The sequence below is a fragment of the Microbacterium sp. PM5 genome (assembly GCF_003293595.1).
In the GTDB taxonomy this organism is placed as follows: domain Bacteria; phylum Actinomycetota; class Actinomycetes; order Actinomycetales; family Microbacteriaceae; genus Microbacterium.
In genome coordinates this window covers 2,309,489-2,322,428 of sequence record NZ_CP022162.1, presented here as the reverse complement: position 1 = coordinate 2,322,428, position 12,940 = coordinate 2,309,489, and the positions used below count along the sequence as shown (strand labels likewise).

6 protein-coding genes are annotated in these 12,940 nt (G+C 71.1%); all 6 read right to left on the bottom strand.

Features of this window, described 5'->3' with window-relative positions:
- Window positions 1-10: 10 nt before the first annotated feature.
- The 6 genes from CEP17_RS11125 to CEP17_RS11100 are packed head-to-tail and all read right to left on the bottom strand — an operon-like array spanning window position 11 to window position 12,930.
- Window positions 11-853, bottom strand: coding sequence for a protein phosphatase 2C domain-containing protein (locus CEP17_RS11125; protein ID WP_112932284.1), 843 nt, complete (start codon window positions 851-853; stop codon window positions 11-13).
- Window positions 850-2,022 carry an RDD family protein gene (locus tag CEP17_RS11120; protein ID WP_112932283.1) on the bottom strand — a complete coding sequence of 391 codons (1,173 nt, stop codon included), beginning with the start codon at window positions 2,020-2,022 and terminating at the stop codon, window positions 850-852. Before CEP17_RS11120 ends, CEP17_RS11125 begins: the two co-directional genes overlap by 4 nt.
- Window positions 2,015-4,438, bottom strand: a complete 2,424-nt coding sequence (locus CEP17_RS11115; protein ID WP_112932282.1) for a transglutaminase domain-containing protein — start codon at window positions 4,436-4,438, stop codon at window positions 2,015-2,017. The genes CEP17_RS11120 and CEP17_RS11115 overlap by 8 nt, the downstream gene beginning before the upstream one ends.
- Window positions 4,435-5,820, bottom strand: coding sequence for a DUF58 domain-containing protein (locus CEP17_RS11110; protein ID WP_036319091.1), 1,386 nt, complete (start codon window positions 5,818-5,820; stop codon window positions 4,435-4,437). The genes CEP17_RS11115 and CEP17_RS11110 overlap by 4 nt, the downstream gene beginning before the upstream one ends.
- Window positions 5,820-6,791 carry a MoxR family ATPase gene (locus tag CEP17_RS11105; RefSeq protein WP_112932281.1) on the bottom strand — a complete coding sequence of 324 codons (972 nt, stop codon included), beginning with the start codon at window positions 6,789-6,791 and terminating at the stop codon, window positions 5,820-5,822. Before CEP17_RS11105 ends, CEP17_RS11110 begins: the two co-directional genes overlap by 1 nt.
- Before the next feature lie 37 nt (window positions 6,792-6,828).
- Complete coding sequence (locus tag CEP17_RS11100) at window positions 6,829-12,930, bottom strand: Ig-like domain-containing protein (RefSeq protein ID WP_112932280.1); 6,102 nt, start codon at window positions 12,928-12,930, stop codon at window positions 6,829-6,831.
- Window positions 12,931-12,940 lie beyond the last annotated feature (10 nt).

The window sequence follows — 12,940 nt, the reverse complement described above, 5'->3', positions numbered from 1 at the left end:
GCATCCGTTATCACACATCACCTCTCGTGCCCGCGCGCGGTCGGGTGTCGCCGTCCGCTTCGGCTCGGCGCGCCCCTGCGGGTGCCGTGTCGTACACGTCGTCGAAGCCGGCGACGTGCACGGCATCCACGACCACCGCGGTGACGTTGTCGCGTCCGCCGTGCAGCAACGCCTCATGGATCAGTCGCGTCGCCGCGGCTTCGGGATCGATCTCCTCGGCGAGGATGTCGCGCAGACGATCGGCCGGCACCTCGCCGGACAGGCCGTCGGAGCAGACCAGGATGCGATCGCCCGGCTCGGCCGGCACCATCCAGTAGTCGGCCTGCCCTTCGCTTCCGGCCCCGATCGCCCTCGTGATCTCATTGCGGCGGCTGTCGGTCGCGGCGTCGGCGCCGGACAGCACGCCGGCGTCGAGCAGTTCCTGCACGACCGAATGATCGACGCTGATCTGCTCGAGCACGCCCTGCGCGAAGCGGTACGTGCGGGAGTCGCCGACGTTCACGGTCAGCCAGTATCCGACCCCACCGACGTCGGCGACGACGACGCCCGACAGCGTCGTGCCCGCCGCGCGTCCGTCGCTGGCGATCGCCTCCACACGCGACCGGGCGCGCCGCAGCGCCGCGCGCACCTGGTCGATGGCGAGACTCGCACCGCCGACCAGGTGGGCGAACTCGGCCACGACCGCAGCGCTGGCGCGGTCGCCCGCGTCGTGTCCGCCCATCCCGTCGGCGACGAGGAAGAGGGGCGCCTGCGCGAGGTAGGCGTCTTCGTTCACGCGGCGGCGAAGACCCGTGTGCGACGCCGCACCGACGCGGACGACGATCGGCGGCCCCGCGGACGTGGCGTCGATCACGAGGTCACCTCGACGGTCACCTGCCGGTCGCCGAAGACGAGCACGTCTCCGGCGCGGACCCGAGTGCGCTCGCCCGGCTCCAGCGGGAGGAGGTCGTCACCGCGGCGCACCGCGACCCCGTTGGTGGAGTGCCGATCGACCACCCACACCGCGCGATCGTCGTCGGGGATCATCTCGAAATGCGTCTTCGACAGCGACAGCGTCTCATCGCGCACGGGTGAGACCATCGCGCCCGTCTCGGGTGCGGGATTACGGCCGAAGAGCGTGCGACCGTAGAGCGCCTGCCGCGTTCCGTCGTCCCACACGAGGCGCGCGAATGGACGCTCTCCGGTGGAGATCCGGGTCTCGTCGATGCTCTCGATGACCACGCCGGCACCGGATACGGGCCCGCGATCGGCGGCCGGTGCGCCGGAGACCGGCGGCGTCGCGTCGGACACCTCCACCGTCGGCAGGCCGGGTGCGGGCGCGGGCGCGGGCTGATCGAGTCGGTCGGCGTCGCTCACCCCGGGGACGAAGGAGATGACGCCGCTCGCGAGCGGAGTGCTCCGCACCGGCGCGGGAGGCTCGGCGCGCGACCAGCCGCCGAGTTCGGGCGCCTGCCCCTCCGGCAGAATCGGGGCAGCCGGTAGCACCGTCGGCGCCAGACTCGACGGGGGCGACGGGGGCGCCGCCTCCGCGCGGGAATCTGCTGCCGGCACCGGCGAACGGCCGGCGACATCGGTCATGACGGCCCCCACGGCGCGGTCGTGCCATCCGCGGTGCCACGGCGACGAGTCGAAGAGCGGGGAGAAGTACCCGACGACGATCGCGCCGCCCAACGCCCAGACGAGGTTGCGGCCGAGCGCGCGGCCGAAGCCGAGGCGCGATGCGGGGGCCGACGCATCGACCGCCCCACCCTCCCGCACGAGTCGCAGCCCGAGCGCGCGCATGCCGAGCGAGCCGGCGCCGGCCTGCATCAGGGTGTAGACGACGAACCAACCGAGACCGATCACGTACGCCAGGGCCACGGCCAGCGGCAGGGGCAGCGCCCCTCCGGTGCCGAAGGAGATACCGGCGAACACGCCCACCGCGATCAGCAGGACGACCATTCCGATCGCCGCGTCGATCAGGTAGGCGCCCACCCGCCGGCCCACCTGTGCCGGGCGCCGCACGAGATCCAGATCAGTCATCGGAGGACTCCGTTCCACGAGGGCGGATGCCGCGGCGCACGCGCGCGACGACGGCGCGACCGGTGCCGGCGATCGCCTGGCCGAGGGCGTGCCACGACCAGCCGCTGCGGCGCAGCGACCGCACGCTCAACCGTGCGCGAAGGCGCTGCCAGACGGTCGTCGATCCGCGCATCTGGCCGACGATGTCATCGACTTCGCGCCAGAATGCGTCGACATCCTCGGGTGCGGGGTCGCCCGGACCGAAGACATCCACATCGGCGCGGGTGGCGAGCTGCGTGACGCGCGGGTCGTCGAAAGTCGAGCCGACGACGAGCGCGCTCTCGGCACGGGTCGCCCCGATCGCCACCGGAGCCCGCAGGTCGACGGCCGAATCGACCAGTTCGTCCCAGCCTCCCGAGATGCGGTCCGCGGTGCGCTCGGCGTTGCGGCGGCGCGCACGGCGCACGCCCTTGATCACGCCCATCACGATGAACGGCGCCGCCAGCAGCAGGAGGATGCCGAGGGTGAGGCCGCCGTACAGCAGCACGGGTCCGAGCCAGCTGAGGTCTGCGGCCTGCTCCTCGTCCTGGTCACGGTTCTCCGCGATCGCCGGGGGCAGGTCGGCGGGCTGCTGCGCGGGCGGCGGCGGCTGGAGCACCTGCGGCTTCGGGTTGGCTTTCGGCTTGGTCGACTGGTCGTTGGGCTTGTTGTCCTCGTCGGGGGTGGGATCGAATGGAACCCAGCCGTAGCCCTGGAAGGCGATCTCCACCCACGCGTGCAGGTTGCCGCCGGTGGCCGTGAGCGTCGGACCGTCCTGCGGGTGCTTCTCGTCGGCGTGCCAGCCCATCACGACGCGCGCAGGCATGCCCAGCTGCGTCGCCATCAGGGCCATCGCGACGGCATACTGCTCGTCGTCGCCGACCATCTGGTCGCCGCCGAAGAGCGACGTGATGCGGTTGGCCCCGTGTCCCGACAGCGAGACGACGTCGTCACCGAGGCCGTGGCTGAAGAAACCCTGCGTGTGCAGGTAGCTCTCCAACGCCCGCGCGCGCTCGATCGGGGTGTCGGCGCTGGCTGTGGCCTTGGAGGCGATGTCGGCGATCTTCTCCGGAATGCCCGTCTGCTTCGGCATCTTGAGAGCCGCGAACGGCACGTCGGCCAGCGCCGTGTCGCTCGGGAGGTCGGGGATGACGGTGTCGATCGTGTACGCGTCGCCGGATGCAAGCCCCGCAGGGGCGACGGCGGTGCCGGTGGCGTCGTTGAAGTGCGTCGTGCGGGCAAGTTCCGATGCCCGCGGGCCGTCGAAGGTGAAGTCGCGGACGGCGCCCACATCGGGCACCCACACTCCGCTCAGGTCGCCGATCTCCACCCGCAGCGTGGCCGCGGTGCCGGTCGCCGCGGGAGACATGTTGGAGCGGATCGGGGTGAACGCGCTGGAGGAGCCGGCCCCGTCGTCGGACACGTTGTAGACGATGCCGTCGTACGCGTCCATCGTCGCCAGCCGCACGCGGCCGTCCTTGGGCAGTCCCGTCACGGTGAACAGGGTCTTGTCGGCGTCGTCACGCACGTAGCCGCGGAAGGACTGCAGCGGACTCGGATAGTCGGTGATGTCGAACGGCGGCACGATGAAGTCGCGCAGGATGTACCGCGGCGGGGTGGCGACCGCGGCGGTGGCGATTCCCGCCGCCGAGGCGACGGCGAGCACGATCCCACCGGCGACGAGTCGGCGCGTGCGCGAGCTGCGCACCGCCCCGGCATCCGAGGCCCCCGCCGACTCGATCCGCACTGCGGCGCGGTCGTGGTCCCACGCGCGCCGGAGCGCGAGCCAGACCGTCGCCACGACGGCGAAGACGATGCCCTGAACGAGCGGGGCCGCGGGCTGCGCGACACCCAGCAGGATCGTCGCGACCAGCACCGCGAGCGCGGGCAGCAGAGCCCAGGCGCCGTGGCGGGCCCGGAGAGCCAGCGATCCGGTGAGGACGGCGCCGACGAGAGTGAGGATGAAGGGGACCACGAGATGGCCGTCGGATGCCGCGACCGGCGGCACCGTGGTCAGCAGCTGCTTCCACGACGTGATCGTCCCGAGGGCGAGCTGCTGCAGGGTCTCCAGCGTCGGGACGACGCCGAGCAGCGCCGTGTGCGGCAACGCGAGCGCACCGCCGAAGACGATGTAGGCGCCGATCGTCGCGCCGGCCAGGCTCAGCACCCCGAGGCGCCACCGGGCTCCCGCCCAGGCCAGCGCCAGCCCGAGAGCGAGCCCGCCGACGCCGGCGACGAGGTACTGCGGCGAATCGAAGGTGGGGGCGAACCCGACGATCGACACCGCGAGCAGCAGGGCGGCGGCGGTCAGGTCGAGAGCGAGAACGCGCGGCTCGATCGTCGCCGCCTGTGCAGCGGGGCGCGGGGCGCGACGCGGCAGCCGCGGGCGCGCGCTCACGAGAGCACCTTCCGGACGGCCCGCGGCAGCTGGTCGAGCGCACCGACGGTGACGACGTCGGCCTCGCCGATGCGCTGCAGTGCCGGTGCGTCCACCCGGGTGTCGGCGACGACCGCGAGTGCGCGCACGCCGAGCGGCAATCGTGAGCAGGCGAGGCGGAGTTCGGCCGCGTCGGTGCGCGAGCCCGTGACGAGCACGACGACCGCGGCATCCGGTGCATGGGCTGCGATGCCGCCGGCGAGCGCGACGATGCCGCCGAGCCGGGCGCGCGAGTGCCCGAGCATCGAGAGCTCGTCGAGGAAGCGACGGGAGCTGAGCGAGCGCAGCGGCCCCTGCTGAGTGCGCGCATCGAGGACGCGGGAATCCCGCAGGGCGCGCAGGCCGATCGACCCGGCGACCGAGATGGCGAGTTCGAACTCCGCCGCCTCGCGATACTCGTCGGGAAGCGTGGACAGGCCCACGACGAAGTGCGAGCGGCGCGTCTCTTCGTACTGGCGCACCATCACCTCGCCGACCCGCGCGGTCGACTTCCAGTGCACGTGGCGCAGGTCGTCGCCGGGCTGGTACTCCCGCAGCGCGTGGAAGGACACGTCGTCGCGCGCGAGGTGCTGCACCGGCAGACCCTCCAGATCGCGGAGGTGGCCGAGCGACAGGCCCTCCAGCGCCGTCGTCTGCGGGTGCACGTACAGATCGACGGCCTGGCGGCGGTCGTGCGCCCGTTCGAACAGCCCCAGCGGGTCGCCGCGGCGAACGCTCACCGGTCCGACCGAGAGCACACCGCGTGTCGTCGTCGGAATCGCGAAGACCTCTTCGTGCTCCTCGTCGGGCGCGAGGCGCGGCACCTGGAAGACACCGCGCCCGGCGCCGACGGGAAGGATGACTTCGGAGGGCAGCAGCGTTCGCGGCGTGCGGTTGGCGAGCATGAGCCCACCGACGGCGCGCTCGCCCACGACGACGCGAGTGCGCGTGAGGTCGAGCCCGATCTCGTACGTCGTGCGGCCGAAGAGGAAGCCGAGGCTGATGATCAGGGTCACCGTGATGACGGCGGCGATGACGAGGAACTCGCGCCAGCCGTAGGCGAAGGCCAGCCACCAGACGAGCACGGCGGTGGCGATCAGCACCCACCCCAGTGGCTGCACGACGTCGCCGATCGCCCGCAGCACGCGGACGACGCGGCGGCGCACCGCGTCGATGCGCTCCCGCCGGCGCTCGGCCGCGGTGGCCTCCCGGGGAGCGACGAGGGGCGCGTCGGCTTCGCCCTCGGCATCCGACGTCGGCGGCGTCGGGGCGACGGGCGCGGCGGCGTCCGCGGGCACGCCGGAATCATCACCCCGTCGCCGCGCGCGGCGCGACGGGGTGAGAGTTTCCGGTGCCGGCGACATCAGCTGGCGGCCCGCGCCAGGGGGGCCTCCACGGCGGAGACCGCCCGCTGGACGATGCTCTCGGCGGTCGTTCCGGAGAACTCCGCCTCGGGGTCGAGCACAAGGCGGTGCGCCCACACCGGCACGGCGAGGGTCTTCACGTCGTCGGGCACCACGAAGTGGCGACCCTGCGCGGCCGCGTAGACCTTGGCGACGCGCATCATCGAGATCGCTCCGCGCACCGAGACGCCGAGGCGGGTCGCGTCGGACGCGCGCGTGTGCTCGACGAGCTGCGCGGCATACCGCGCGACCACGGGGTCGACGTGCACAGTGGCGGCAAGGTCCGCCATGTCGGCGACCGCGCTCGTGGTGATGATGGCGCCGAGGGATGCCGACGGGTTGCGGTCGACCGCCCCCGCGAGGATCCGCTCGGTGACGGCGAGCGTCGGGTAGCCGATCGAGGTCTTCAGCATGAAGCGGTCGAGCTGCGCTTCGGGCAGTTTGTACGTTCCCGACTGCTCGATGGGGTTCTGCGTCGCGATCACGAGGAACGGTCGACCCACCTCGTGGGCCACGCCGTCCACCGTGACGCGCGACTCCTCCATGACCTCCAGCAGCGCCGACTGCGTCTTGGGCGAGGCACGGTTGATCTCGTCGGCCAGCACGATCGAGGAGAAGACCGGTCCGCGGTGGAACTCGAACCGGTGGTTCTGCTGATCGTAGATCGTGACGCCCGTGACGTCGGAGGGCAGCAGGTCGGGCGTGAACTGGATGCGCGTGCTCGTGCCCTGGACGGAGGCGGCGATGGCCTTCGCGAGGCTCGTCTTGCCCGTGCCCGGAGCGTCCTCAAGGAGCACGTGTCCTTCGGCGAGCATCGCGGAGAGCACCAGGCCCACCACCTCCCGCTTTCCCAGCAGCGCCTGATCGACGTTGTCGACGAGACGCGTGAAGGTGTCGCGGAACCACGCGGCCTGTTCGGGGGTCATGCTCATTCGTTCGTTCCTTGCTGTCGGACTGTCGTTGTCGAGGTCAATTTCGGGGCCACCACTGCTTCTCCGTATCGACGGAGCCACCCCATCCGAGGATGTCGACCCACACGTTGTAGCCGTCGGCGCCGCTGTAGCAGTAGAGCTCGACCGCACCATCGCGGGGAAGGTCGAACGCGTAGGTGGTGCCGAACTTGTGCGCCCCCCCGGAGTCGTTCCAGCACTCGATGCGGTAGTTGCCGGCATCGAAGTTCCGCGTGTTGACGACGAAGTGGTAGCACCCGTTGACACAGCCCGCCGCTTCGAAGTTGCCGCGCGTGACCCACACCCGGGGCTGCGGAGGCGGCGGGGCGTCGACCGTGCGTGCGGACGAGGACGCCGTGGTCGTCTGACCCGCCGCGCTCGTGCGCACCTCGATGCTGTGCGTCTCGCTGTAGCCGTAGCCGCGCGTGATCGAGCCGCTCGCGTCACGGCTGACGAGGCCTCCGTCGATGTACACCTCGGTGGCGATGTCGCGCCCGTTGCGGGACGGCGACGACCACGAGTACGTGATGTTCGTCCCGGATGCCGAGGCGTTCGCCGACGGATTGCCGATCGGGCCGTACGGCGCCACCGCGTTGGACTCGTTCGACGCGTCGCTGGCGTAGGTGCTGCCGTCGACGGTCGACACCGCCCGTACCCGGATCGTGTAGGTGCCGTTGTTGTTGACCTGGCCGTTGCCGATCGTGCCGGCGCCGTTGGTGCCGCCGCCGACCCAGTCGCCGCGCCAGCCGCCGCCGTTCACGGAGTACTGATACCGGATCTCGTTCGCGGTGGCTCCGTTGCCGGAACCCGCCTGCCACGAGACATCGACCGTGTTGTTGCCCTCTCGGGCTGCGACACCCGTCGGCGCCGCCGGAGCGGTGACGCCGCGACGCGGGGCGGACTGCGGGCTGCGGTCGCCCCAGCCGGCCTTGTTCTGTGCCCGGACGTCGAACGTGTAGTCCGTCGTGGACGTGTCGACCTTGACGGCCTGGCTCGTCTGGCTGCCCGAGACCGGGATGGTGTTCACCACGGAGCCGCCGCGCAGGACCCGCAGCTCGTACCCGGAGATCGCGTCGCCGTTGTTGGCGGGCGCCTTCCAGTCGACCTGGATCTGAGCCTGCGAGCCCACCGGCGAGAGGAGCGTCGTCGTGGGCGCGGCGGGCGCGTCCGGCTTTCCGGCCGGCACCATCGACGCCGACCAGGGGCTGAACTCGCTCGGATCCGGCGCCTTGTTGTGGGCGCGCACGCGCACCTGGTACGACGCCCCGTTCTCGAGGCCGTCCCAGACGATCGAGGTTCCGGTGACGCCCGTCTTCTGCACGATGCCCGACGGCGGCGCCGGCGAGATCTCCAGCGTGTACGACGTGACCGGCGAGCCCTCCGAGCGCGGCGGAACCCATGACACGGTGAGGCTGCGGTCGCCGAACTGCAGCGTCGGCGGCGCGGGGGTGTCGGGGCGCACGTCGGGGCGTGCGGTCTCCGACGGCAGCGACGGGTCGGACGTGCCGACCTTGTTGCTGGCCGTGACCACGAAGTTGTACTCGACGTTGTTGGTGAGCCCGTCCAGGGTGCACGTGGTCGACGCGCACTGCTTCATGTAGTTGTTCGCCGTCGAGGTCACGGTGTACCCGGTGATCGGCGACCCGTTGTCGGTCGGCGGGGTCCACGAGAGCACGACCGTGCGGCTCTGGATGCTGGAGACGACGGGGCGACCCGGGGCATCCGGCTTTCCCTGCACCGTGATGCGGATGCGTCCCTCGACCGCGCGGTCGGGGTCTCCGGTCGCGTCCATCACGCGGTAGCGCGCGATGACGGTGCCGACGAACGATTTGTCGCTGGTGACCTCCACCCGGTCGCCCTTGACGGCCACCTGGGCCTGCCCGGTCTCCAGCACCGCGCTCTCGATCTTGAGCGGGGTGTCGGGGAACGGGTTGACGTCGTTGGCGAGCACGGGCACCGATTCGGTCGAGCCCTGGGCCGACTCGGCGATGACGTCGTCGTTGGCGCTGGCCAGCGGCCGCGTCGACGCGGTGACGGTGATCGAGATCGTCGCTTCCGCCGGCGTCGTGGTGCCGTCGTCGGCGGTGACCGTCAGGTCGGCGCGCGTGCCCTTCTTCGTGGATGCCGCGGCCGACACCTTCAGCTGCGTGCCGTCGACCGAGGCGGTGAGTCCGTCGGGCGTGGAGCCCTTGATCGCGAATTTCAGCTTGCCCTGATCGCCGGGGTCGGGATCCGTCGCGAGCGCCGCGAGGTCGAGCACGGTGGCATCCTCACCGGGCGCGACGTTCATGGAGGCGCCGAGCATCGTCGGCGACTGGTTGTCGGGCGGCAGAACCGTGATCGGGATCGTGAGCGTGGCCTTGCGCCCGGTCGGGTCGTCGGGACCGTCGCCGTCGGTGACCTCGAACGTCAGCGCGTCGGAACCGAAGTAGCGCTCGGCCGAGGTGTAGACGAGCGTCTGCTGGTCCTTGATGAGGTTCGCACCGTTGGCGTGCACCGCCGACACCTTGGCGGCCTCGGTGATCACAACGCTCTTGCCACCGGCCGCGCGCACGTACTGCGACAGCGGAAGATCGATGGTCTCGCCGCTCTTGACCTCGACGGGTTTGGTGGAGATGAGGCTCGGCGGCAGCTCCGACAGCGCCGGCACCCGGATGAACGCAGAGTCGGTGAGACCGTCGGGGTCGGTGACCATGTAGGTGATGAGCTGGCGCTGGTCGGCGACCTGAACGCGCACGGTGCCGTCCGCGCCGACGCGGGCGTTGTCCCCGCCCGCACCGAGGGTCACCGTGAGATCGCTCTTCGTACCGTCGGGATCGTCGTCGTTCTCGAGCACCGCCACATCGGCCGTGGTGCCGTCCTTGACGTCTTCGGCGCGCACGCGGTCGTCGCGGGCGATGGGACGCTCGAGCGGAACGTTCGGGTCGACGGTGATCTGCACGCTGGTCGAGGCCCGCGCGCCGCGTGAGTCGGTGATCGCGTACTGCAGCGACGTGTTCATCTGCTCGTTCGGAGCCGTGATGAGCAGATACTTCCCGCTGACGCGCGCCTTCAGGCCGGGGACGTTCGGCGGCAGCGTCACCGGGTCGTCCTGGGCGAAACCGAACTCGTCGCCGTCGGGGTCGGAGTCGTTGGCGAGGACCGGCACCGCGACCTCGCGTCCCGGGCGGATCGTCACCGTGTCGCGCACGGCGTAAGGCGCCTGGTTCACGGATGCCGCGGGCGCGATGCCCACCTGCACGGTGGCTGTGGCGTCCTTGCCGAGGCTGTCGCGCACCCGGTAGGAGAACCGATCGACGCCCGCGGAGTCGCCGAACGCCTCGTAGGTGAACGAGTTCGCCCCGGTCTCGACGATGCGGCCCTTCTTGGGCGCGTCGGCGATGCCGACCAGCTCGACCGAATCGCCGTCCTGGTCGATGCCGTCCAGCGGCACGGGGATCGTGACGGTCGAACCGCTCAGCGTGCGCGCGGTGAGATCGCGCGGCTTCGGCGCGGAGTTGGCCTCGTCATTGCGCGGCAGGATCTGGATCGTCACGTATCCCGCGTCGCGCTGACCGGTGGAGTCGACGGCTTCATACGTGACGTAGACGGTCTTGGGGGTGCTGCCGGCGCGGAAGCGCACCTTGTCCTCGGAGACGAAGGCCTCGCCGTCGGCGGGGTCGACCAGCGGCGGCACGAGATCGGGGGCGACGTGCATCGTGTCGCCGTTGGGGTGATAGTCGTTCGCCAGCACGGGGATGGTGACGGTGTCGCCGACGCGCACGACGGCCTGGTCGTCGTTGGCGACCGGCGGGCGCAGCTTTGCGGGCGGCGGCACCGGGATCACGACGATCTCACCCTCGGCCGTGCGCGACCCGTTGGAGATCGTGTATCCGACGCGCACCTGCTTGCTCAGCGACCCGATGTCGCTGATGCGCACGGTCTCGTGGCCCAGCACCGCAGCCGCGACGCCGGAGCCGGGCACGGAGCTGACCGACTGCACCACCAGGATGCCGCCGGCGGGATCGGTGTCGTTGGACAGCACGTTGACGAGTACGTCGCCGCCGACGGGCAGCAGAGCCACATCGCGCACCGCGACGGGTGGCAGGTCCTCGTTGGATGCCGGGAGCACATCGATGCGGACGAGACCCGGAACGGAGTTGGGGCCGGCCGATACGAGGTACTGCGGATAGTACGTGCCGGGGCTGGAGGCCGTGAACGTGAAGGTCTTGTTCGCGAAGTCGGGGACGATCGTCGCGCCGGGCACCTCGTCGACGCGGGTGAGGCGCAAGGGTTCACTGCCGGAGCTCGTGTCGTTCGTGAGCGGAGAGACCGTCACCGTGCGTCCGACCTGTGTGACGACGTGGTCGGAGTTGGTCACCGGCACGGTCGTGCCGAGCGGGCGGATGTCGTAGCGCGCGATCCCGGCGCCGTCCGCCGTGCCGTCCGACACGACGATCGGCACGTCCTTGCGCCCCTGGACGCCGCCGATCGCGCGGTACGTGATCTGCCCATCCGGCGTGAAGTCCGCCTCGTCGCCGCCGTCGGCGGCGACGTCCTTGAGGAAGATGTCATCGCCGTCGGGGTCGATCCAGTCCGACAACACGTTGTACGAGGCCGTGCCACCCGACTCGACGGTGATCGGCGTGGTGCGTTTCTGCACCGGCGCCGCGTTCACATCGAACGGGTGCACCGTCACCGTGACCGTCGCGGTGGCTTCGCCGCCACGACCGTCTTCCACGGTGTAGCGGAAACTCGTCGAGCCGGTCGCCCCCTCGGGAGCGGTGAACTGCAGAGCCGCCCCGTTGTTGATCGGCTCGACGCTGCCGAACGCGGGGGTGGATGAGGGGGCGGCGACGAGGACGTCGCCGTCGGCATCGGTGTCGTTGTCGAGGACGGGCAGCACCGTCGTGCGGCCGGGGCGCACCCCGTACTGATCGTCCTGTGCGATCGGCGGGGTGTTCTGGTCGGTGCGCTCGGGGAGCGTGGTCTGCACGGTCTCCTCGGTTGTCTTCTCCTCATCGTCGCCGTCGCCCTCGGGCGGCGTGATGTCCTGCCAGTTGTCGACGCGCTGCATCGAGTCCGAGGCCATCCACGCGGCGCCGCCGAAGACGTCGTTGAGCACGACGACGTCGCGATTGACCCGGAAGCGCAGCACGCTCGTCGCCTCGACGCCGGGAACGTCCCGCGCGGCGTCGTCGGCGTCGCCGGGACAGTCGCGGACGAACCGTCCGCTGCCCGACCAGGCGCCGTACGCGCAGCCGGCCACAGAGACCGGCTCGGCGGGCGTGCCCTTCGAGCCGCCGGCCTCGATCGTCTGGGGATCGCCGCCCCCCGTGGGGATGCGCACCAGCGACGTCGGCGTTGCGAGGGTCACGGCGTCGGCCGTGCCCGACGGTTGCTGGAGCACGGCGTCGCCCGGCACCTGCACGCGCAGCCCGTCGCCGCCGTAGAGCGTGTTGGTGTCGTGGTCGAGCACATACGGCGTGGTGCCGACGACGGTCAAGGAGAGCTTGTGGTCGGCCGTCACACCGGGAAGATCGCGCGACGACTTCTGCACCGTCGTGCCGTCGTCTCCCTGTCCGTACGAACGGACGGCGGCCTCCGACGCTGAGGCCGCGTACACCGTGCCGTCGACGCCGACGGCGACCTTCGCGTTCTTGCCCTCGTCGGCGACGGGTTCGGTGCCCTGGGCGCCGATACCGCTGATGGCCGTGAACGGGCTGGTCCAGAGTGCTCCCGTGGGCTCGATGACCGCGACGGTGTCCGCGCCCATCGCGACGGCGGCCCCGGGCTTGAGCTCGGCGGAGTCCGACATGATGACACGGGCGGGATCGACGGCAGCGATCGACGACGCCGTCGAGTCGACGACGAGCACACGGGTGCCGCTCTGCAGGATGTCGTAGTCGGACGTACCGGCACGCAGGCCCCCGTCGAGCACGCGCGAGGAGTGGTTGAAGTGGCCGATCAGCAGGCTGGACTGCTTCGTGACCCACACACCGCCGTCATTGAGGTCGACCTCGGTGGTCGGCTTGCCCTCGTACGACACCGCGAAAAAGCCGACCACGAGAGCGGCCGCGGTGACCGCGGCGGTCGAAATCAGCGTACGCGGACGCGCGCGAAGCCACGCAAAGGACTTCATTGTGGGCTCG

Coding starts and splice junctions, on each gene's coding strand:
- CEP17_RS11105 (WP_112932281.1), bottom strand. CDS start 6,791: ATGAGCATGACCCCCGAACAGGCCGCGTGGTTCCGCGACACCTTCACG.
- CEP17_RS11110 (WP_036319091.1), bottom strand. CDS start 5,820: ATGTCGCCGGCACCGGAAACTCTCACCCCGTCGCGCCGCGCGCGGCGA.
- CEP17_RS11100 (WP_112932280.1), bottom strand. CDS start 12,930: ATGAAGTCCTTTGCGTGGCTTCGCGCGCGTCCGCGTACGCTGATTTCG.
- CEP17_RS11120 (WP_112932283.1), bottom strand. CDS start 2,022: ATGACTGATCTGGATCTCGTGCGGCGCCCGGCACAGGTGGGCCGGCGG.